Source organism: Erysipelatoclostridium sp. An173 (genome assembly GCF_002160495.1).
Lineage (GTDB): Bacteria > Bacillota_I > Bacilli_A > Erysipelotrichales > Coprobacillaceae > Thomasclavelia > Thomasclavelia merdavium.
In genome coordinates this window covers 1-23,068 of the sequence record NZ_NFKR01000037.1, presented here as the reverse complement: position 1 = coordinate 23,068, position 23,068 = coordinate 1, and the positions used below count along the sequence as shown (strand labels likewise).

General features: G+C 28.5%; 19 protein-coding genes. 1 reads left to right on the top strand and 18 read right to left on the bottom strand.

The genetic code is table 11. The annotated features are described in order from the left end of the window. Positions 1–40 precede the first annotated feature (40 nt). The 6 genes from B5F09_RS12205 to B5F09_RS12180 all read right to left on the bottom strand — a co-directional run bounded on the left by B5F09_RS12205 (position 41) and on the right by B5F09_RS12180 (position 5,701). On the bottom strand, positions 41–334 hold the full coding sequence (locus B5F09_RS12205) for a hypothetical protein (RefSeq protein WP_087374494.1): 294 nt from the start codon (positions 332–334) through the stop codon (positions 41–43). Between the two features lie 126 nt (positions 335–460). Next, positions 461–1,174: a tyrosine-protein phosphatase gene (locus B5F09_RS12200; protein WP_087374492.1), complete on the bottom strand. Its 714-nt coding sequence runs from the start codon at positions 1,172–1,174 to the stop codon at positions 461–463. Then, complete coding sequence (locus tag B5F09_RS12195) at positions 1,171–2,001, bottom strand: immunoglobulin-like domain-containing protein (RefSeq protein ID WP_087374489.1); 831 nt, start codon at positions 1,999–2,001, stop codon at positions 1,171–1,173. The genes B5F09_RS12200 and B5F09_RS12195 overlap by 4 nt, the downstream gene beginning before the upstream one ends. A gap of 2 nt (positions 2,002–2,003) precedes the next feature. Continuing rightward, a complete protein-coding gene (locus tag B5F09_RS12190) occupies positions 2,004–3,464 on the bottom strand; it encodes a polysaccharide biosynthesis tyrosine autokinase (protein WP_087374487.1) in 1,461 nt (486 codons plus the stop codon). A gap of 12 nt (positions 3,465–3,476) precedes the next feature. Continuing rightward, the gene (locus B5F09_RS12185) at positions 3,477–4,871 is read right to left on the bottom strand and encodes a polysaccharide biosynthesis tyrosine autokinase (RefSeq protein WP_158095850.1); all 1,395 of its coding nucleotides are present in this window, start codon (positions 4,869–4,871) and stop codon (positions 3,477–3,479) included. Between the two features lie 11 nt (positions 4,872–4,882). Continuing rightward, a complete protein-coding gene (locus tag B5F09_RS12180) occupies positions 4,883–5,701 on the bottom strand; it encodes an immunoglobulin-like domain-containing protein (RefSeq protein ID WP_087374484.1) in 819 nt (272 codons plus the stop codon). Positions 5,702–5,829: 128 nt separating this feature from the next. Between B5F09_RS12180 and B5F09_RS12175 the strand changes: the two genes are divergently transcribed. Further along, positions 5,830–7,032 (top strand): nucleotidyltransferase family protein, encoded by a 1,203-nt coding sequence (locus B5F09_RS12175; protein ID WP_087374482.1) that lies wholly within the window; start codon positions 5,830–5,832, stop codon positions 7,030–7,032. A gap of 27 nt (positions 7,033–7,059) precedes the next feature. Here B5F09_RS12175 and B5F09_RS12170 read toward each other — a convergent pair whose 3' ends face one another. The 12 genes from B5F09_RS12170 to B5F09_RS12120 form a co-directional block, all read right to left on the bottom strand. Further along, on the bottom strand, positions 7,060–8,802 hold the full coding sequence (locus tag B5F09_RS12170) for an ABC transporter ATP-binding protein (protein WP_087374480.1): 1,743 nt from the start codon (positions 8,800–8,802) through the stop codon (positions 7,060–7,062). Positions 8,803–9,767: 965 nt separating this feature from the next. Next, positions 9,768–11,321: a lipopolysaccharide biosynthesis protein gene (locus B5F09_RS12165; RefSeq protein WP_087374478.1), complete on the bottom strand. Its 1,554-nt coding sequence runs from the start codon at positions 11,319–11,321 to the stop codon at positions 9,768–9,770. Between the two features lie 442 nt (positions 11,322–11,763). After that, the gene (locus tag B5F09_RS15450) at positions 11,764–11,922 is read right to left on the bottom strand and encodes a hypothetical protein (protein WP_394335301.1); all 159 of its coding nucleotides are present in this window, start codon (positions 11,920–11,922) and stop codon (positions 11,764–11,766) included. Positions 11,923–11,960: 38 nt separating this feature from the next. Then, complete coding sequence (locus B5F09_RS12160; RefSeq protein ID WP_204215322.1) at positions 11,961–12,347, bottom strand: hypothetical protein; 387 nt, start codon at positions 12,345–12,347, stop codon at positions 11,961–11,963. A gap of 142 nt (positions 12,348–12,489) precedes the next feature. After that, positions 12,490–14,856 (bottom strand): polysaccharide pyruvyl transferase family protein, encoded by a 2,367-nt coding sequence (locus B5F09_RS12155; RefSeq protein WP_087374476.1) that lies wholly within the window; start codon positions 14,854–14,856, stop codon positions 12,490–12,492. Between the two features lie 11 nt (positions 14,857–14,867). After that, on the bottom strand, positions 14,868–16,055 hold the full coding sequence (locus B5F09_RS12150; protein WP_087374474.1) for a polysaccharide pyruvyl transferase family protein: 1,188 nt from the start codon (positions 16,053–16,055) through the stop codon (positions 14,868–14,870). Beyond that, on the bottom strand, positions 16,052–17,107 hold the full coding sequence (locus tag B5F09_RS12145) for a glycosyltransferase family 2 protein (RefSeq protein WP_087374472.1): 1,056 nt from the start codon (positions 17,105–17,107) through the stop codon (positions 16,052–16,054). The genes B5F09_RS12150 and B5F09_RS12145 overlap by 4 nt, the downstream gene beginning before the upstream one ends. Positions 17,108–18,186: 1,079 nt before the next feature. Further along, positions 18,187–19,053, bottom strand: a complete 867-nt coding sequence (locus tag B5F09_RS12140; protein ID WP_087374470.1) for a glycosyltransferase family 2 protein — start codon at positions 19,051–19,053, stop codon at positions 18,187–18,189. A gap of 12 nt (positions 19,054–19,065) precedes the next feature. Continuing rightward, the gene (locus tag B5F09_RS12135) at positions 19,066–19,614 is read right to left on the bottom strand and encodes a serine acetyltransferase (RefSeq protein ID WP_204215320.1); all 549 of its coding nucleotides are present in this window, start codon (positions 19,612–19,614) and stop codon (positions 19,066–19,068) included. Beyond that, positions 19,607–20,713 carry a glycosyltransferase gene (locus B5F09_RS12130; protein ID WP_158095849.1) on the bottom strand — a complete coding sequence of 369 codons (1,107 nt, stop codon included), beginning with the start codon at positions 20,711–20,713 and terminating at the stop codon, positions 19,607–19,609. Before B5F09_RS12130 ends, B5F09_RS12135 begins: the two co-directional genes overlap by 8 nt. A gap of 20 nt (positions 20,714–20,733) precedes the next feature. Continuing rightward, positions 20,734–21,861 (bottom strand): EpsG family protein, encoded by a 1,128-nt coding sequence (locus tag B5F09_RS12125; RefSeq protein WP_158095848.1) that lies wholly within the window; start codon positions 21,859–21,861, stop codon positions 20,734–20,736. 48 nt (positions 21,862–21,909) lie between these two features. Next, positions 21,910–22,962 carry a glycosyltransferase gene (locus tag B5F09_RS12120; protein ID WP_158095847.1) on the bottom strand — a complete coding sequence of 351 codons (1,053 nt, stop codon included), beginning with the start codon at positions 22,960–22,962 and terminating at the stop codon, positions 21,910–21,912. Between the last annotated feature and the right edge of the window lie 106 nt (positions 22,963–23,068).

Sequence of the window (23,068 nt, the reverse complement as noted above, 5' to 3'; positions counted from 1 at the left end):
AATGTCACTATGGTCAAATCTATAGTGACTATTTTTATCATCACACTAGTGTGATGACGTCATCAAATGAGTGAAACGCTGTCATCTTTTTAGTGAAATACTCACTAAAACCATTATATTCCAATTGGATGAAAGAATTTTTGTTCATACTAATAGATCTAAGCTCAATTACTTTTTTAGTATGATCAGATTTTTGCTTATGATAATGATATTTCATATCATCAATGGAAACATGATGATGGTTACAGAAATCGATCATGGATATAAAGTTCTGGTTGGATTTGTATTCATCGATCAAAGCATTCCAGTCAATTGTTTCATTATTTTTATTCATTATAAGTGAACCTCCTTTGCGAGTATTATCTCACAATCATCGGTTCACTTATAGTGTATTAATTATAGACCACTTACCTAATGATTTTAAATAAAAAAAAGCTGTGCCAACATTGACACAGCTAAGTTATAGTTTAAGAATTTTTTTAGGGTTACTTTCAAGTAATAATTCGGCCATTTTACTACCATATTTTAAATCTAAGTAAAACTGAATCTCACTCATATCCGGAGTTCTAACATCAATGCCATGACTGTCCGAAGCAACTACGGTTACCAGCTTTTCTTTTAATAAATAATCAACACATGTTTTAATATTTAATCCAAAATGACCTAAGATACTCGATTTATTGCATTGAATCAAGGCTCCCATTTTTAACAATGTTCGCACTCTATCCGGATCTTTTATTATACAAAAATAACGTTCCGGATGTGCTATTAGGGGTCGATATCCATTTTTTAGTAATTGTTCTACGATATAATGAATATAATCAAAATGAACAAAAAAATCAAACTCAACTAATGGAACATCTGTATGATTCAAAGTAATTAATTGATGGCTATTTAATTTTTGAATAATATCATCAGAAGCCATTATCTCCATTCCTTCAATTAACGTTAAAGATAAATTATTATCCTTTAAAGCTTGTTTTAAATGAGTAAAACGTTGTTTAAAGTGGTGATCATAATAATTTTCATATACCCCTTTAAAATTACTATGCGGCGTAGCAACTATCACCTCTACTCCTGAATCTTCAGCAATTTCAGCCATTTCAATCGAATCATAGATATCCTGACTGCCATCATCTATTTCTGGCATTATATGACTATGTAAATCAATCATCTTATCTTTACCTCTAAATTTTTAGTTACTATAACACTATTATCACTTGATGTTAGCTGATATGAAACATTATACACACCTGGTTGCATTGTATTTAATGATGATGAAATCTTAACTTGATCTTTAATACTATTTCCATTTTCATCATTAGCTATTTTAATGTAGTCCTCAGGGTAAAATACACTACCAACATCTAATTCTATTGACGAGCGGTATAATTCAAGGATTGGGTCTGATATAGCACCACTGATATTAGCTTTAACTGTCAGCGAAGTGCTATCTAAATATATATTATTTAAAGTAAAAGTTAGTCGATAAATTCCATCGCTAACTTTTTCTCGTTGATAAGTAATTTGATTAGTAATATCTTTTCCAAAACCATCTAATCCTTTTAATTCGCCCCGCCCGTTTAAAACAGTAACTAAATTACTTAAATCTTTAACATCAAAATTCAAATGATCATTAGCTATAATTTCAGGTCCTTGATAATTCTTTAAAACTAAATTTCGTGCTTTATAAACAATTTGACCATTATCATTAGAAACACTATAACGAATTTCTTTATCATTACCAGCCAAAACAATCTTTGCATTAAGACGATTAGTCAAATCGGTACCATCTTCACCTTGAGCACTAACACCATCTAGTAAATCAAGTTCTCCAGTACCATCATAGACTAAATCATCATCAAATATAATTTTAATATTTTCACTTGAATTTTGATTATTCTCATCTTTATAATTCATTGTCATTTGATATGACAATATCAAAATAATTACTAAAGCTAATAATGAAATTACTCCGATTAGATAAGTAATTTTCTTCATAACTATTTAGCAGCTTTTTTTTCATTATTATAATAACTGTAATGTCGATAACCGTACTTATTATAATAACGATATCCATAACGGCTATAATCTCTAAAAGTAAAACTATCGCCATTAAAAACATAACCTAGTAAAGGAAGTTCACTATCAGCTAGAGTTCCAATACAGTCAACAATCCTTGGTCTTTGAACAAAGTCTTGTTTAATTACATAAACAAAAGCATCACCATATTTTTCTAATAAAAATACATCTTCAAAAGCCTCACATGGTGGAGCGTCAAAAATAATATAATCCATTTTTTGTCTCATATCATTCATAAATTGTTCCATATTAGGATTTGTTAATACTGCAGTTAAATCATCTATAGTGCTATTGCCACCTAAAAAATATAAATTTTGTTTTTCTAAATATACTATTGCATCTTCAACAACATCGCTACCATATTTAATACTACTTAATCCAACACCATTAGTAGTTAAATTCATTTGTTTACTTAAATCCTGTTTTCTCAAATCAGCATCTATTAATAATACTTTTTTATTATTTTTAGCTAAGGCATAAGCAACATTAGTAGCAATAGTTGATTTTCCTTCTTTAGCTACTGTACTTGTAAAAATTAGTGTTTTACCATTAATATCAGCCAGTTCTTTAGCTAAACGAATGTGCAAGCTTTCAATATTTTCTAAAAATAATGGATTGGTTTGTAAATTTAATATTGAAGGCATGATAGTTTTACCTCGACTTCGCTTTTTTTGTTTTAAATAAGGAACTGTCGCTAAACATTTTATATTAGTTACTTCTTCTAATTCTTGAGTTTTGTGTACTGTTTTTCTAAAAAACGCATAAATCGCTATAATCACTAAACCGACCGCTAAGCCTATTAAAGCGCCTTTAGCCACAGTATTAAAATAATTAAGCTGATTATAAGGAACATTAGATACTGATGGATTTTCAATCATATTAAATTTAGTCATTCCAATTACAAATCTAGCTACTGATGGATAGACACGAATTGTCGATTCTAATATTTCTTTAGCATCATCTGGATCAGAACTGATAACTGTCATTGTAATCATATTAGAATTAGGAATAATTGAAGCAGAAATTGATCCATTGATAGCCTCTACTCCTAAATCGGCTTCAATAGCATCATTTAAAATCTGACTGCTTAAAATATAAGGAAAAGTTAATGATAACTGTTCAGCAGTAGAGCTATCATAGTAATAATTATAATCACTTTGATTATTTTGATCTGTTGTAGTATTGGTTGTAACTGTAAAAGTAGCGCTAGCTTGATACATTGGTGTATATGTTTGAATATTAGTTACAAACATAATCGCACCACCAGCAACCATCAAGGCTAATATTAGCCACCAGAATTTAATACAACCACGAATAAAATCACGAAACAAAACTGTCAAATCAATAGTGATTTCATCTTGTTCAATATTTTTTTCTTCCATTATCCTGCCTCCCTACTTATGCAAATTACTAGTTGTCCGTCTTTGATAATCGCCATAATGACTATAACTATCATTACTAAAAATACTGCGGTGAAATGCATTTAAAATAAAACCGATAAAATCTTGATCATTTTGTTTTAAAACATCACAAAGATCATTAATAGCTCCTATTTCACTCCAATCTTCACGAACAACCATTACTGAAGAATCACTATGATTAATAATTGCTTCAACATCCACACATGCTCCCATTGGTGGCGTATCAATAATTATATAATCAAAATTTGAACGACATTTTTTAATAAACTGAGTAAATTGGGCTGTTAAAAAGTAATTACTAGAATTTTTTTTAGAATCTTTTTGGCTAATAATAGCTAGATTATTTTGATATGTAATAATATCTTCATATTTACAATTACCGTCAAGATAATCAGATAAGCCATTTTTAAGTTCTTTTAATTCAAAAACTTTATATAGTGCTGGTTTTCTAAAATCACAATCGATAATTACTACTTTTTTACCACGATCAACCATTGATAAGGCAATATTACCAGCAGTCGAAGACTTTCCTTCATTTTCAGCAACACTAGTAACTAATAATACTTGCTGGTTTCTTCGACGCATATGTCTTTCAATCAATGCTCCTAATTTTCGATTAGCTTCACTATAAGGCATGCTTAATAAAGGTGAGTTAATCAAAACGGATTTTTTTGGTTTTTTCTTTAATTCTTGTAATGAATGATACTTGCGTTCATATGGAATGGTAGTTATTATCCGACCATCTAATTGATACTTAGCCTGTTTACTTCTTTTAACTGTTTGTCTAAATATCGATAATAACGCAATTATTCCAATCATTACTACTCCAGAAGCTAGAGTACCTAATTTTTGAATCCGTGAATAATTAAGGGGATTAGAAGCACTCATAGGTACAGAAGCATCTTGAACCATTTGTAATGAGGCATTAGAAAATAAGTAATCAGATACACTTGTATAATTATCTAATGCTGATTGCATAATTTGATAGGTCATTTTTGGAGTATTTGATGTTACCGTTAAAGTCATCAAGTTAGTTTCAGAAATAACTGAAGCACTAATTTGATAATCAAGATTATCTACCTCTAAATCAGCTTCTATTTTTTCTTTTAAAGTATCACTTTGAAAAACCTCACTAAAAACCTCAGCCATATTCATTGCTGTCGTTAATGAGCTATAAGTACCACTTTGACTGCCACGAGCCGTTACAGCCATTGTTGCTGTTGTTGTATAATGAGGACTATAAGTTAATCGATAAACACCAGCTATTGCAAAATATGTGGCCAACATTACTAATATTATCATCCAGCAATTTCTTACCATATCGACGATAATACTTCTTAAATCAATATCATTTATTCGAAATTCCATCATTACCACCTCTACTCACTAACTATTACCGTCAAATATGTTGTCCCATGACCACCATTAGAAAAAATATTGTATTCTACTTCATAAACGCCAGGAACACTAGTATTGACATTTGATTGATATTGAACATTTCGTTTTGCTAGTTCATTTCCATTGCTGTCTTGAACTTGATAAATATAACTTACGGGATCAAAACTAGCCCCTTGATCTAAATAAACAATATTTTGATTTAGCTCAATATCAATTGTTTGATCATCTTCTTCAATGACATGAACCGGTAATGTTACATCCACATAATCACCAAAACTATTGCTAATAGAAACGCTAACACTATAATCACCAACTAGCTGATAGTTAACATTACTATCTACTAAAGTAACTGAATTTGATACATCACCATCTAATACATCATTAGCACCAATATAAGATAAAGCATCGCCACCGTTACCAGCAGTAAATACTAAAGGATGTGATAATGATACTTGTGGTGAACGATAGTCACTAAAAACAACTTTACGTTTAAAAGTTGTGGAATTATGATTAGAATCAAAGACCACATATGTAACTTCACTAGTCCCGGATGTTGAAAATCTAGAGATTCCACCAACTAAAATATCATCACTAATATCACCATCTTTTTTGTCGTAAGCTTTTAATCCAGTTAGTAAATCTGCATCGCTATAATTGCAAGTTATTTCTAAAACTTCACGATCGCTTGTTATTTGTGGATAAGTAGAATCTCGGGATAATTTTTCGACAATTGAGGAATAGCCATAAACTCCTATTCCCAAAATAAAAAAGATAATTACTATGATTCGTATAAATTTCATCATATCCTCCATTTATGACTTAATTTTTGAAAATAAAAAATAGTCGCTATCTTCAACATCTTTTATTATTTTTAATATTTTGATATAATTAAAGATAACAAAAGAATAGAAAGAAGGTATGGTCGACTATGAAAAACATTAATCAAGTTTTTCTAAACTTATTGTGCGCCTATTTTCAAAATCAAACTGTTGCAGAAATTTCTCCTGATTTAGGTGCACTTTATGATTTAACATTCAAACATAATTTAGTACCAATTATTTATGACGTACTAAGAAAAAATGATGATTTCAATCCATCATCAAATAAATTCAGAGAAACTGCAATTAATCAAATTGTCATGCAACAGCAAAGAACAGAACAGTTTTTAAATATCTATCAAAAACTATTAGCTGCCAATTTAAAACCTTTAGTTATTAAAGGTTTAATCTGTCGGCAGTTATATCCTCAAAGTGATTTCCGCTGTTCTTCTGATGAAGATATCTGGATTAAACCTGAAGATTTTAATACCTGTTTTCAAGTATTAATAGATAATAACTTTCGTTGTATAAACAAACAGCTAATAACTGATGATTTTTTAAATACGGTTCAAACAATTAATTTTACTAATAATATTTTAACAATTGAAGTTCATATAAATCCTTTTGGAACTTTAGATAACTTACATAAACAAATGAATAATTACTTTAAAAATGTCTTTGATGATTCAATATCAATAGAAATTGAAAACCAAACAATCTATACTTTAAATCCAACCAATCACTATTTATTTTTAATTATTCATTTATATAAACATTTTATTAGTGCCGGGGTTGGCATTAGACAAGTATTAGATATTTTAATTTTCTATCAGCATTATCAAAAAGACATCGACAATAATAAAATCAAAACAATCTTAAAAGATTTACATATTAATAATTTATATAATGCCATTATGCAAATTGGTAAGAAATATTTAGGTTTTAATCTAACACCAAATAATCAAACCATCAAAAATATCGATAAACTAACTGATAATTTAATTGAAAACGGCTGTTTTGGAACTAGTAATCTAAATCAAGTATATAGTTATTTTTATCCTACCATATCAACTAGAAACCAGGATAGTTCAGCAATTAAAAATATTGTTACAATACTATTTCCACCAGTTAAACAATTATCAATGCGTTATCCTAAACTAAAAGAAAAACCATCGTTATATCTTTGGTTTGCACTAAAACGAATTTATAATTTTTTAAAAAAAATCATTACTGGCAAATTAAATCCCTTTAAAATTTATTCTCTAGGTAAAAAAAGAACTAAAATTTTAAAAGATATGGATGTATTTAAATAAAAATATGCTGTAAATAACAGCATATTTTTATTCATCACCCGCTAAAAACTTTTGGACTTCATCATGATTGGCTTCTTTAATCATTCCATCTTGTACTCGATAGACGCGATGACACATTGAAAAAACACTAGGACGATGTGCCGCTACAATTAAAATTCTAAGTGGATCTCTTTTCAAAATGTTTTTTAGTACTTTCTTTTCTGTAGCCATATCTAAAGCACTTGTTGCTTCATCTAACAATAAGACTGGTGTGTTTGCTAATAATGCTCTAGCAATTGATAATCTTTGTTTTTGACCTTCAGAAAATCTCCGGCCTAATTCTCGCACTGAAGTATGAATGCCTTCTTCTAATTGTGCGACAAATTCCCAGGCACAAGCTGTTTTCAAAGCTTCAATAATTTCCTCTTCAGTTGCTTCAGACTTTACCATGGCAATATTTTGAGCAATCGTACCACTAAATAAGATGTTACCTTGAGGAATATAACCAAACAAGCAACGCGTTGCCGATGAAATATCAATCATTTCATAACCAGGATTACCAATTTTAAGTTCACCTTTACGAATGTGGAATAAACCTAATAATAAATTTAATGTTGTGGTCTTTCCTTGGCCAGAAGGGCCAAGCAAACCAATAATTTCACCAGGTTTAGCATAAAAACAAGCATTTTCGTAAACCGATTGACCTTCTTGATACCAAAAACTAACATTATTCATTAATATTTCTACACCACATTTATCAGCAATACTTAAAATCTTTTTAGCTTTTTTATCATCTTCAATTCTTTCACGAGGTAAAGTTATAATCTCAATGATTCGTTGAGCATTAATACAAGCTCTTATTAATGTTGGTGCCAAATTAACAATCGAACTAAATGATCCTCGAAGCGAACCAGCCATTCCTACAAACATGGTCATTGTTCCATAACTAATATCCCCATGCCACAATCGAAATAAAGCATAGCCATAGCAAGCATAACCGATTACTTGTCCTACTAATGAAGTAATAATCGTAGTTAAAGATTGAAATTTATTTTGATCTAACGAAATTTTCATCGATTCTTGAGTTACCTCATGAAAATTGTCAATAAATCTCGGTATCAATCCAAAAGCTTTTATCATCTGAAGATTTTGAAAAGTCTCTTGATCAAAAGACATTTTATTACTTGAAAAATCTTGATTTCTTTTTGTGTACTCTCGCATTTTAGTCATTGCGTATCTAGAAGTAACTAACGTAATAGGAGCCCCCATTACAGAAATAATTGCCATAGTATAGTCATTTTTAATCATAATCCAAAAAGCACTAAAAAAGCTAATAAAAACAGAGATAACCGTCGGGATAAACGTTAAGACACTTTTTGCAACCATCCCTGCATCTCCGTTAGTGCGATATAACAAATCACCTGTTCGATATTCAGACAATGCTTCCCAATCTGTTTGCAGTATGTGCTTAAAAATGTCTTCTTTAATTTCATTTTGAATTTTTAATTGAATTTTCAAAGAAATTCGCGTTCTTATCACATCAATAAAAAGTTGTCCAATTCCAACCCCAACATAAGTAAAAATAACTGAAGAAATGGTCTGAATATTACTTGCCGTTACCGCATCAACCAAATCACGAGAAATAACTGTCGAACCTAAACTAAGCAAAGAACCAGAAGTCATTGTAAAAGTATATATTGCAATTAACCACCAATATCTTTTTACATAAATTGACATCCAAGCTAATTGCTCAAATAATTCTTTTAACTTATCTTTTTTAATTTTTTCCATCAAACACCGCCTATTTAATCATCAATGCTAAATCTTCATCTTTTTCATTAACCAATTTTTCAACCAAATAGAAAGAAGAGCATTTACCTATTTTTGATAGGATTTCAAATCTATTTAAAATTCTAATTTTATTTTTCTTTTCCAGTTTCAACACAATAAATATTTCAACTGATATATACATTTTACAACAAAAAAAGCCAATAACATGTTATCCTCACTTGTTTGCCTTTATAAAAAATTTTGCTCATTCACCCATTATTTATTAATTATTTCATTCTTGTTTAAAAATTTAATCTTTTTAATTAAAAAATCGGAAATAATTCACATCTACTTTATCCAATTCAAATCATACTTTAATATAATATTACATAATCAAATTAACTATTTTCTCATTTATAAAGCCTCAAAAATATTATGCTGAAAATAAGATATAAATCATTAAAATTATTTCCCAATCTCTTTTACCTACTAGCACAACAACATATTATTTACTTATAATTTTTTTCATAAATCTAATTCATATTTTAATATTTGCTTCTTGCATCCCCTCCAAAAATAAAAAAGAACTACTAAGTAGCTCTTATAATAAACTTACAAAAACTGTCAAAAAGCAAAATAAAAAAGCATTTACATACCATGTCTAATTTTATGCGCGATTTGCCAGTTCGTATAATACACGAACTAATACTTATGATAACAGAATTATAAAACCAACGTGACGTAGCAACGATTAATTATAAAATTCATTTGTAAGTTTATATTTATTTTAAAATAATCAATTTATTTTGTCAAATTCAACACATTTTGATAATTACTGTTATTCATATTAATATTTTGTGTCATGTTAGTTCCCCTTTATATAACTTGTTACTTTGATTGAAATACATTTCCATCCCCTTATTGAATACTACTATTTTTCATATCAATTGTAATATTTTTAATACATGAAAATACCTACATGTCATTTAGTTATCTCGTTTATTTTTTAAAAGTTGTATAGCAATATATAGCAACTTTTTTTCTTCTTTGTTCCACGAATAAAGCAATAACGTTAATACAAATGAAAATAAAACCAAAATAATAAATTTAATGAAAAAGTTTGTCCAACTACTAACTAACCAATTACCAAATATTATTGAACACACACAAACTATTATTAAAGTAATACAAATATTTATTACAATACTTTTATAATATTCTCTTACATTTTTATCAAAAAATTGTTTAAATAATAATTTAGGTTCATACCAAAAATATGTAGAGATTCTAGCAATGGATGTAGCAATTAAAATACCCGCTAAGCCAATCCACTTTCCTAATAATATAGATAAAATTAGATTAACGATTGCTGTAGCAACCATTACATATTTTGTTTGCCGGTACATACCGGTTGCTTCTCTATACGACCATATTGGCATTAAAACAATAGAAAAGAACATATTTATTACAATCGCAGCCACAACCAAATTATCCAACATATATTTATTTCCAAGCCAAATTGTAACAAAATCATTAATTAACAAATAAACTCCTGTAAGCGTAATCGAGCTGATTACAAAACTAACGAACTGCATTGTTTGATACACAGAATAATTTTTCTGTTTATTATTTTCAACAATTAAATTTCCTAAACTGGCTGTTACAGAAGAAAAAATAATGTTAATAATCAATGAAAGATTATTAATTATCATTGTATAATTAGAATAATAACCTACAACAACTGTTCCTAAAAGAATAGAAATTATACTATTGTCAGTACTTCCAACTAATGTATTTGCCGTTTTATAAATAAATACAGATTTAACATTAGTAAATATTTCTTTTGCCTCATCAGTAGGTAATTTACCTTTTTTTACATTGATATACGGATACATTTTTGATGCAACATGTGATAAATAAAAATTATTTAGATATGTAAAAAAAACTTGAGTTACAAGGTAAATCATAAATTTTTTTGTAACCAACAAACATACTATGCATCCAATTGTTGATAAAAAAGAAAAAATAATATTATATTTAGAAGTAATATAACTTTTTTGATCTGCAGTAAGGATACAAGTTTTATAAACGACAAGATAAGATGATACTGTATTTGCAAGATATAACAGATAATAAATACGAATATATGGGATATTTGTATCTAGATTGATTATATATTGTAAAAATGGCATCAGTGCTATCCCTATAACAGAAATCGCTACTGCAATATATGTATAGATTTTTTTATATAGTTGTACTAGTTGTGATAATTTTGTTTCATCATGCGTCGCAAGAGGTTTGTACATACTAAAAACCATTGCTGTACCAAATCCCAAATCTGCTAAAGAAAGCATTTGCAAAATTTCACTAAAAACACCGTTTATACCCAGATATTCTACTCCTAAAACATAAATAAAAACCGTTCTACTAATAAACCGTAATAAAATTGTTGCAATCTGAGCAATAATCCGATACGTAATATTTCTAATTGAATTCTTAACTCTTCCTCCGTTCGAATTGGGACTATTTTTCTTTCTCACTTATTATTCCTCCATTATGCAAATAACATCATAGTAGATGAATTAGTAATAATCTAATATCTAATTTTGTTTGCTTTTCATATATACATTTCCTTAAATTTAATATATAGCTTTTATGCATTAAAATACAAATCTTATATAATTTCTATCAATCACATTACTTTATATTAAATATAACTTGTCTAAGGTTTTAGATGAATATAAAATCACGAATTAATAGTCATAATATATGAAAATTATTTAAGTATCATAATTTTCACCTAACTAAATTAAATAATCATACGAAGATAGTATTGATTATTTATTAATTTTTTACTTAATAAACATTAATTAAAATAAGCGATTTTAAAATTACAATAATATATTTTTAACGTTTGTCAAAAATAATTAATATTTTTTCTAAAAAATACTTTTATATCTTATTAAATCATATATTTCTAAATTAGTTTGCACCTTTTCTACTGTTTGGCATTGGATTACCTAATTGCGAAATTATTTTCGCAGGAACTCCTCCAATTGTAATATTTGGAGCATTAAATGATTTAGTAACAACCGCACCTGCAGCAATACATATATCATTTGCAATATATACATCACCAATAATCTTTGCACTGTTACTAATATAAACATTGTCGCCTATTACTGCAACCTTCCACTTCTTCCATCAATACCGATACAAGTAAATGGATGCAATCGACAATTCTTTCCAATTTTTGCAAATCCATTAACTACAATCGGTCCCAAATGTGCAATTGAAAGTCCAGGACCAAATACATTCAACGGTATTCCAAATCCAGTTTTTACCGATGCTCTAAATAAACGGTATTGTATCCATTTATAATAAAACTTATTAATTCCTGTTGATTTACAATTATGTAAATATTCAGCTTTTCTCAAAAGACGTTGAAATTTCCAAATCACATCAATTTCCCAAATAGAAATGATATGTGGTTTTTTTCTTTTTTCTCCAAGCGAAATTCGATCAGCTTCAAGATAATATAAATAATCCTCTTTGCTTTTAATCATATTCAGCTTATACACTCCTAAAATAAATTAATCAAACAATTATCATAATTACATATATCTTAACGGTATCATCAAAGAATAAAATTAAATTTAAAAATATACAGACACCAATAAAACTCAATATATATAATTTATTTTTATATCAATATCCTTTTTTCATTATTTTTCTTACAATATCAAGTCCCCACCGCATAATTGCATAATATGCACGAATTGAAACAGAAGGTACATTAGTATATTTTTCTAAAGCCTCTTTACATCCTTTTTCTGCATACAATTTATAAAAATCATCTCGATAAGGATTTTTCGTACTAGGTGCATAAAGTGTACGTTGCCCTGCTTTTGCAGTTTCAAAACTTTCTTCTTTCTCATCAAAAAATTGTGACACTTGTGAATATACATCAATTCCTTTTCTTGTATTAAGCATAACTACCGATATCCCTTTATCATCATCCCACTTAGGATATTTTTTTCCAATCCCCCAAAAATCGCCTAATGTAATATCTCCAAAGCGCTCACTTTTTGTGAATTTGCATTCATAGCACGCTGGTCGTAAAGAGAGATTATTCAAAAACATACTTTCATAACGATCATACCCACTATAAATGTAATGTCTCTTTCCATTATCAAAACATACTTCCATATAAAGTCGTTTCCATCCTCGTTTTTTATTACGAAAATTTACAGAAACCGGTTTTCCGTCGCCATATTGCTGACTCAAATACTCTAGATAATCAGCAAATAATCCAGGAGATGGAACGCCATGGCATAATACGTCTATAGCAAATAAATTATCATAGTCTTTATTTAAATATTTTTTAAGTCCAGCAACTTGACAAGGTGTACCAGAAAACATTACTTTTTCTCCAGCAAGCAAACGTTCTTTTATTTCACACATAGTGTTACCCATTTCACTTTGTACATATTTTGAACTTCTCAATTTAGGAAGTTCTTCAAGTGTAGATACACTAATATGACGCGCAATCATATTTTCATCTAATGCGCAACCGTAAACTACACCGCCATTAACTATGTGATTTTTTGCAATTTCACTAAAAAAACCACCTGAAGAACTTTTCGAACGAATCTTTTCATTTTTATTTTTTTCAGCTAAAACTTTTTTTGGTATATTACCACCTTCATGATTCAATATTGGACAAACCGCTACACAACGACCACAATTTATACACTTATTTTCATCAATAGATGGATATAAAAATCCTTCTTTATCCGTTTGCATTTTAATACACTTTTTGGGACAAGCACTTATGCACGCTGTACAACCACAACATTTTTCTAAACGGGTAATTTCAATATGTTTTAATTTCTTTTCTATTTCTATTGGTAGTTTTGAAATTTCTTCCATAGCATGATCAAGGAATAATCTTACACGCATACGTTCCTCAGCAATTATGCTATCAACTTTACTATAATCAATTGGCTTACTTAACTCATCTAAATTATTCTCGTTAAACATTCTATTTTCAAGTCCAAAGCGTTGTAATAATGTCTGTAATCTACTATTCATAGATTTTCCTTTTTCACTTCGTTCAAATACAATAAACTGTTTGTGAAATAAAATAGAAAATACTGCACCATGGAAAGAATCAACAAATACAAACTCCGCTTTACGAATAGCATCTACCACATTATCTGGACCAAACTCCAAATATTTAGGAGCTTCTCCATTGAGCAAATCAATATAATCCATTCCTTTTGAAAAGTTCTTTATATAATCAATATATTTTTTTTCACGTACGCCAAGAAAATATCCAACAGTAAATTTTTTTGGTAATTTAGTATTTGATAAGTCAGCCATTTGATTCCATTTTTCAAGTGGAATTAACATTGTAGGATCAAGAAAAACTTTTGGCTGTATGCCTGTTAATTCATTAACTATTTCTGCTGCTCTATTTTCTCTAACAGATAAGTATTTAATTTCCTTCATCCATTCAGAATATTCAGGCAACATCATATTTATATTAGAAAGACCAATACTAGCACAAAGCGCTATTCGACGTTTTTCTGGTGCAAACTGTAAAAATGCATTTCTTGTTGCCGTTGGGTATGTTGGATTCCATATTTGATCACTTCCACAAACCCATGCATTATATGATTTTACCCACTCTTCATCGTCATCGCCACTTAAATGAAGTAATTCACTTTCATATTTTATATACTTATTATCAAAAAAACGGAATGATTCATTCCGTTTGATTATTGCTGATTGAATTTCATTTTTATGTTTCAAATAATACATAAAACGAGATACCATGTTCATTTTACGATTACTCAAATGATAATTTATTAGCAACCTACTATCTATAGCTTCTTTAATATATATAGGATTATAATAATTTATTTTATTTTTTTTATTATTTGAAACTATTTTCTTCTCACATTTAACAGTATATACATCGCCATATTTAGATAACAACTCCTGCACCGCATAATTTTGTAATCTATTTCCATAATTATTTCCAACCAAAGTAATAATTCCTATCTTCATAATATGTCACCTTATTTATCATTTATCAATTCTTTTAATGCATTTCCTGATAATAATGCTTTTTTAGAATAATCAGGAACAATTTTTATCAAATACGCACTTTCTCTATCCAAGTTATTATAAATTGCATCAAAAGTATTTATTAGTGTTTGATTATCCATTGTTTTAATGGATATTATCTTACCTTCTTCACTTCCAAATAAATCTCTTGCAATGCCCCTTGCTTTAACAGAATATCCAATTGCTAAAGTAGGTACACAAGTTGAATATGCCGCAATTGTTGCATGCGTTCTAGCACCAACAAGCATTTTACATTTTGAAATAATATATTTTAATTGTCTTGCATTCAATGATTTATCATCAATAAGTAAAACGCGTTTAGTATGGGAATACTTATTGTATATTCTCTTCAACTCATCCATATCATCTGTAAAACTAATTCGAACATGAGGAATCAAAACAATTTTATCTTCAGTCGAATCTAAAATATGTTCTACAAGTGCATCAATAGCATGGCGAGGACCATCTTTTTCTACAATATTTCCCATAACCATAGGACTAAAATTTAAACCGATCATCTTTCCTGATTCCCATTCATCCGGCAAAATACATTCTTCCGTCGGAAGAAGAAATGCAGGGTCTGCACAGCGAATAATTTTTGTATCAACATGATTATCAATAAGTGCCTGATAAGATATTGAATCGCGCACAGTAATCACATCAAAATTACTTAGATGTTCAGCCATTTCACCCGGAACATCTTCTGGTTCAATAGAACAACCCCAAAGCATCATTTTTTTTCCTAATTTTTTCATTTTACGTTCTAGTGGCCAATGTTCTTTACCTTTATTATAGCAATATGTATCTCCTCCAATTGCTATACAAACATCTGCGTTTTTTGAAAATTCATAGCATGGCTTACAGTACATAAATGTTTCTTGTATACTTTTACTATTTAAAATACGACGATCAATTTGATAAATAAACCATGGAAAAGTAAATCTTTGTAACCATTGATTATTTTGAATAAAATGATCAACTGAAGGAAAACTAAATTCTTCATCTTCATTTTTATAATACGACTGTACTACCACAGAACTTTCTGGATATAAATCTTTAATTTGTTTACTAATAGTATATACAAGCGCCTCACAGCCATGATTATAACTGCTTTGATGCTGATAAATCATAAATTTCATTTTTTTCCACCTTTCATTTTTTTTGCAATCCGAATACGTAGATTACTATAATATCCATATACTAACATATTAATAATTTTCTTTTTTTTTGCCTGTAAAAAAAGTTTTTTTATATCATTTTTTAATAAATTTTCAATCTCCGTATTCTGACCATTTAATATTTCTTGCATCCGCTTAGAACTAATTATTTCATTTAAACGGATATACGAACCATAAATTCCTCTATGTTCACGAATAGTCATACGTACAAGAGCTGGTAATCTTTGTACATATAAAAATTCAATTGATTTTTTTAATTCTGTACACATCAATTTATTTGAGATAGCAAATTGCTCAATATTTTTAAATGCATAATTATATTTTTCAAATAAATTTGTGTGAACTCTCGACACTGCACTATTTCCTGTCAATCGATAAAAATATAACTTTTCAGGAATATATGCAATTTTTTTTGATACTAAACAGCTTTTCCAACAAAAAAATAAATCTTCACCATATGTCATGGTAGTGTCAAAAGCAATATTATATTTTCTAATTATCTGAGCAGAAAATTGTTTATTCCAAAGACTAGTACTAATTCCTAGTGAACACATATAATTAAAAGCATCAATTGTATCATGATCAAATACAATAACTTCTTCATTTTTACACGCCTTATATGCATCTAAGTTAAAAATATAATTCATATCAAAATCACTACAGATATAGTCTGCACCTGTTAAATTGCTTACTTCGATCATACGTTCAATATAATTCGGAAAATAAATGTCGTCGCAATCTATAAAATATATCCATTTTCCCCTCGCATGCTCAATTCCCTTATTACGTGCAGAACTAACCCCACGATTTTCTTGGCAAATCAAAATTATTCGTTTATCTAGTCGTTGATATTTTTTGATAATTGCAACCGAATTATCATTAGAACCATCATCTACAATAATTAATTCTAAATTTTTATAAGTTTGATTTAAAATACTTTTAATTGCCTCTGATAAATATTTTTCACCATTATAAACCGGCATAATTACGCTACTTATAGGTTGCGATTCCATTTTCTCCCTCCCAATCTTCTTTTAATATATTTAATTTCCACGATTGCCTGTGAGTATATTCCACCATTTTGGAAAATGTTTAATAAATATTTTTGCTATTCCAATGCAAAATATAACAGAAAAAAAAGGCATAACTAAATAGCTTAACACCTTGATCAAATCACTTGAAAACAATCGCATAATAAGTTGTTGAGAAATTTGTAGCAGATACATATGTGTACAATAAATAAAAAAACTAATTTTCATCCACCACTTAATTTCAATATTTGGAAATAAATCAAATGCAAAAAAGGCAAATATACAAAATAAAAGCCTATATAAAATCATTATAAATATGCTGATTCTAAATATAGTAATGTATATATTAAATAAAAAAAGAATTAATAATCCAACTAAACAAGCCCAACTTCTATGCTGATTAATAGATTCACATTGTTTCTTCCAGTTTAAAGAAAAATATGCTCAAACTAGATAATATATACCCTCATATAAATACAACCAAATAGAGTTTGAAATGACTTCAACTGGTATTTTCAAAACACTTGATTGTATTGAATAATACAATAGAAAAAAAGCAATAAGTAAACCGAAAACACCCTTTTTTTATCACAAAAAATAATATAAACTCCTGGTGCTATAACAGTAAAAATTATCAAATGTTTAACAAACCACAATATACTATAGTCTGCGTTTAAGATAGATAATATTATTTCAATAAATGATGTTGGAATTATCACTTTTGCACCACAAATTTTCATTATTAAATAGCTGTATATAAAAGCGACTATATTCCAAATCAAATACGGGATAACAAGGGTTTTTACTCTTTTTTTGTATTTTTAACTTAATTTGCCCATCGAAAAATTTCTATAAAATAAGTAACCAGACATAAAAAAGAACATTGGTACACATATATTTTGTAAATTAAAAAAATATAAACGTACTGTTGTCAATAAATTATTTTTTACATCCCAAACCGAATGAATATACACTATTGATATAGATAAGATAAACGATAATACTGTTATTTTATTTGAAAAACTAATTTTGTTCATTTTTCCTCATTATACTAACTAAAACTATTTAATTTTTTTAAACTTTTTATAATAAAGCAACAATCCTACCGGATAAGCAAAAAATGCATACGTTGGATATACAGCATTCTTTATAACAGGAACATTATGTGCTAGTGCCATTGCAACATAACGAACTGAATCTAAAAATTTTTCTTTTGGTGTCTTATCTATAAGCAATCGTTGATTGATAAATTCAAAATATCCTTTTGGATTGTTTTTCAATAATTTTGCCATATTATTAGTATAACCATCTTCTAAATACTCACAAATATAGAGTGTTTTTTCCAATAAAATCAACTTACCTTCTTGATCAATCTGGTCATATAAATATGCTTCAGGAACAAATTTTTCCCCTTTAAAATATGGGAAACGATGCTTCTTAATCACTTCTGTTCGGAATACAAGCATTGTATCCCCCACTAATCCTAAATGATCATAAGCATTTTTTAATGTGGTACGTTTTCCATTACCACCATTTTTAATTTTTGTTAAAGTTTTATTCTTGGTACCTTTAAAAGCAAGAATGCCTACATCATTTTTTTTAGCATTTTTCCAACATTGAAGAACTTCTTCTACCGTATTTTGGGTAAGATAATCATCAGAATCTACACAAAGAAATAACTCTGTTTTTGTTAATTCAACCCCTTTGTTATGTGCCATAGGTTTACCGAAATTATTTTGTTTAAAATATCTAATCGAAATTTTATTTTCACTTATCCATGTTTGTACTAATGTTTCAGTACTATCTATTGAACCATCATCAACAATCAACCAACAAAAATTTTGATTTGTTTGTTGAAGTAATGAATAATATAGACGAGGTAATGTCTTTGAACGATTATAACTTGGAGTAAATATCGTAATTAACATTATTTCATTCTCCTATACTCTAAATTTAATGTATTCATTTGTTGCCTCTCTCTTTGAATGTATACAAGCTGGATTGCCAATAACAATTGAATGAGCCGGTACATCAAAATTAACAAAACTATTGGGTGCGATTATAACGTCATCTCCAATAATTATTTTTCCTATCACTGTAGAATTAATGCCAATTGAAACACAATTTCCAATTGTTGGTGAACCTTTTCTTTTACCCCTATTTTCTCTACCTATTGTACAACCTTTATGTAAATTACAGTTATTACCAATTGTTACCCCTTCACCAACAGTAATTCCATATGGATGTCCTAAATACAATCCACGCCCTATTTTTGCACCAGATGAAATTTCAAGAGCATATTTTCTTGAATAATGATATAATAATAACTTCCTAAAAATAGTTTTATGTTGTTTATATTTTCTCCAAATACGCATAAATCTAATTTGATGAGAATATAAAATCACAATAAAACTCTTAATGCCAACCTTATACACATCTCCAGTCATTCTTAAATAATCTTCTTTCAATTGTTCGGCTAAGTTAGTCATCTTTTTTTTCTCCATTTTTTAAATAAAATTTTTGCATTTCAATAGCAATTTTCGAAATATTATACTTTCCTTCAAGTATTTTTTCACTATGACTAATTCTAGTTTTAATATTCTGTTTATTTTCCATGATGACATCGACCCAAGCTTTTGTAGAATTTTCTAGTCTAAGTGTTTTAAGCAAACCTACCTTTATATCTGCTTCTAAAGGTATTGCATCCGATACAATGCAAGGTAAACCACTTGCTTGTGCCTCTATTACAACAATACCCAGTCCTTCATGCAAGGAAGGAAATATAAACATGTCAGCAGCACAATATAGCTTATTAACATCATTTCTATTTCCTAAAAACATTACATGACTAGAAAGCTTTGCAACTTTAACTTGTGTCTTAATATCATCTTCTAAGGGTCCTTCACCTACTAAAAGCATTTTCCAATCTGATTTATCGATCTTACTATAATTTTCTAAGATTTTTATTAATAAAGTGTGATTTTTTTGTTTAGCAAATCGTCCTACATGAATCATAACAAAAGATGAGTTTGATAGTCCTAACTGAAATCTTGTTTCATCTCGATTTTCTTTTCTAAAAAGGTAATCCTCTAATTTTATTCCATTATAAAGTATTTTACATTCTTTCATTCTATGTGGAAATAGCCACTTTGCGGCATTTGATGAACATGCAAAGAAGTAATTTGCATTTTTTTCTATTGGGATACTTGTCAAACTCTTTATAAAAGCAGCTATTTTGGGAAGATCATTCCTTGCATTATGAGAATGTGCAATTCTACAAGGAATATTACATTTTTTTGCAGCTTTTAAAACAATGGCCATCCTTGCATGTGTGTGTGTATGAATAATCTGATATTCTGGATGATTATGAAAAAATTCAATCAAAGATAAATAGTAGTTCTTCTTGTTTTTAGTATACAAATAATAAATTTTACCACCCATAGATTTAATTTTTTCATCAAGTTCTCCTGGACGCTCTACTAGAAAATCAAATTGCACCCTAGTAATATCAATATTCTCATATAAATTAAAAATAACCCTTTCAGTTCCCGCATTATTCATCTGCGGATAGACCTGTAACACGCGCATCTCTATACTTTCCTCCATTTTTAGTCAATAAAAATACTTGCACCTTCTGTAATAAAACTAGTAAAAGTTGCAAGTTCACCGCCATCAAAAACTAAAACATATCTAATCATCCCAACAAAACATACAATGAAAATTCCTAATGAAAAAACTAATTTATTTTTAAATCTTAATTGTTCATTTCTAGAACCTAAAACACAATAACCATTGCGATATTCAATATTTTTCATAGTATTACTTTTTAATACATACCCTAAAATAATACCATACATTAAAACTAAATAATCTTTTTCACGAGTAAATATTATCCATTCCCTAAATATCGTAAACATTGGAATTACTAATAAAAATAATTGTAAAACCAACTTTACTTCCCCATTTTTTTCATTAGATATAATTTTTTCATAAAATATTAAAATAAGAATAACCATAACATAACATTCAATTGTATGAATTATGCTTATTTTTTCCGTAGCTTCAACCCAATGTTCTCCCTTTGAACTTCCTAAAAAGTTAGCACCGAGCATAATTAAATTACTTATGTCTACTTTACTACTAATAAACCACGTTGGTGCCATAACCAATGAAAAACGACGAATGAATTTTTTTGATGTAGGTATATAAGTAACAAAATATAGCGGAAAAAGAAAAACTGCACCATTATGTTCTAAAAGTGCAATATAACAAAGCGGAAAATAAATATACCATTTTCTATCTCTAATATATTTTAGCATATAACAAAACATTGCAATCGTAAGCCCTTGCCGTATACTTATGAAAGTATCATAAAACATTAACTTGTACATAAAAACAGCAAAAAATATGGACCAACTAGGTACAAATTCATTAAGACCTTTAACCATAAGTGTATAAAAAATAATTGTCCAAATTAAAATAAAACCAAAATAAGAAAATCCAAAGGACTTAATTATAGAGCATAATAACAGAAATCCAACTTCCCAACTTGTATTTACGCCATTATTGACCCCGGTAAAAAAATAATTTAATACAATACTAGGTGATGGTACGCTATTATATGCAGCCTCATAAACATAAACATCACTTCCTCCCATGTAATACCTAGTTCCTGATATAAAAACTAGTAGCAATATTACAAGTGCTTTGATAATTTTACTATCACGTTTATTCATATAGAATCCTAAAGCATTTAATATATATGTAATCGAGTATATCGCCATTTATATCTCTCCTAATACTTCTTCGTATGTATCAATAATTATTTTAGAGTATTCATCTATATTATCAAAAATTATTGCTCTTTTTAATGCTCCACTAGATTTCTTATCTAAATAGGTACTATCAGTAAGTAGTCTATATATTTCAGAAACAAATTCATTTTTTTCAACACAAAGTTTACCACATTCATTATTTACAATATCTTTCAAACCACCTACTGGTGTTGCTATAACCGGTTTTCCAAAACACAATCCTTCAACTGCGACCAAACCAAAACCTTCCCAAACTGAAGGAACACACAATATTTTTGTGTTTTTTACAAACACATATGGATTTTCTTGAAATCCATATAACACAACATTTTTAGAAATATTATATTGAGTTATCTTTTTTTCAATCTTAATTTTTAAATCTCCTTCACCAACAATTGCTACTTTTAAATTTGGCAATTTTTTCACTAAATCAGCAATAATATCAACAAATAATATTGGATTTTTTGGCGGCATCAATCTCCCAAGAAATAACACATCAAATTTTTCATTTTCTTCTGCTGCCTCAGCTTTTCTTTTTATCGATGATAAGTTTATAGGATTTCCAATAATAGTCATCTTTTTTTTGAAAAATTTACCAAATATAAATTCATCCATTATAGAATTAGAAACAGTTAAAATCTTTCTATATCTATAACATGAAAATCCATATAATATACTTTTCAAGCCAATTTTTTTTATCCATGGGGGATTGTTATGAAGATGATTAATGATTGGTATTTTTCTAGTAGACAAAGAGCATATTGTACCAGCAGTAAAATCATGTGCATGAATTATATCAGGTTTAATATCTCTAATAGCTTTTTTAATATTTTTTACATCAACCCTATCGATTACATAATGTTCAATTCCATTTTGCTGTACAACTTTTCGAATACTACCATTAGGTGAAACATAAATACTGTCTACCCTATCTTTTAAACTATTAATAAGTGTTATTGCTACGTTTTCTGCGCCAGAATATGTACTCATGCACAAAACATGCATTACTTTTAATTTACCCATATTTACCTCCATTTCCGTCCGTCTTCGTCGGTCGGACACAAACATTTTATTAAAAATAATTTCTCTCCAATCGTTTTTGTAGTATCCTATAAGAGAGGTGGTATAC

Bases quoted from the DNA above. Each gene is read 5' to 3' on its own strand.
- B5F09_RS12145 (WP_087374472.1), bottom strand. From the start codon at position 17,107: ATGGAATCGCAACCTATAAGTAGCGTAATTATGCCGGTTTATAATGGT.
- B5F09_RS12120 (WP_158095847.1), bottom strand. From the start codon at position 22,962: ATGGGTAAATTAAAAGTAATGCATGTTTTGTGCATGAGTACATATTCT.
- B5F09_RS12155 (WP_087374476.1), bottom strand. From the start codon at position 14,856: ATGAAGATAGGAATTATTACTTTGGTTGGAAATAATTATGGAAATAGA.
- B5F09_RS12180 (WP_087374484.1), bottom strand. From the start codon at position 5,701: ATGAAATTTATACGAATCATAGTAATTATCTTTTTTATTTTGGGAATA.
- B5F09_RS12190 (WP_087374487.1), bottom strand. From the start codon at position 3,464: ATGGAAGAAAAAAATATTGAACAAGATGAAATCACTATTGATTTGACA.
- B5F09_RS12130 (WP_158095849.1), bottom strand. From the start codon at position 20,713: ATGCGCGTGTTACAGGTCTATCCGCAGATGAATAATGCGGGAACTGAA.
- B5F09_RS12200 (WP_087374492.1), bottom strand. From the start codon at position 1,174: ATGATTGATTTACATAGTCATATAATGCCAGAAATAGATGATGGCAGT.
- B5F09_RS12175 (WP_087374482.1), top strand. From the start codon at position 5,830: ATGAAAAACATTAATCAAGTTTTTCTAAACTTATTGTGCGCCTATTTT.
- B5F09_RS12205 (WP_087374494.1), bottom strand. From the start codon at position 334: ATGAATAAAAATAATGAAACAATTGACTGGAATGCTTTGATCGATGAA.
- B5F09_RS12160 (WP_204215322.1), bottom strand. From the start codon at position 12,347: ATGATTAAAAGCAAAGAGGATTATTTATATTATCTTGAAGCTGATCGA.
- B5F09_RS12140 (WP_087374470.1), bottom strand. From the start codon at position 19,053: ATGTTAATTACGATATTTACTCCAAGTTATAATCGTTCAAAGACATTA.
- B5F09_RS12135 (WP_204215320.1), bottom strand. From the start codon at position 19,614: ATGACTAACTTAGCCGAACAATTGAAAGAAGATTATTTAAGAATGACT.
- B5F09_RS12150 (WP_087374474.1), bottom strand. From the start codon at position 16,055: ATGAAATTTATGATTTATCAGCATCAAAGCAGTTATAATCATGGCTGT.
- B5F09_RS12125 (WP_158095848.1), bottom strand. From the start codon at position 21,861: ATGAATAAACGTGATAGTAAAATTATCAAAGCACTTGTAATATTGCTA.
- B5F09_RS12170 (WP_087374480.1), bottom strand. From the start codon at position 8,802: ATGGAAAAAATTAAAAAAGATAAGTTAAAAGAATTATTTGAGCAATTA.
- B5F09_RS12185 (WP_158095850.1), bottom strand. From the start codon at position 4,871: ATGGAATTTCGAATAAATGATATTGATTTAAGAAGTATTATCGTCGAT.
- B5F09_RS12195 (WP_087374489.1), bottom strand. From the start codon at position 2,001: ATGAAGAAAATTACTTATCTAATCGGAGTAATTTCATTATTAGCTTTA.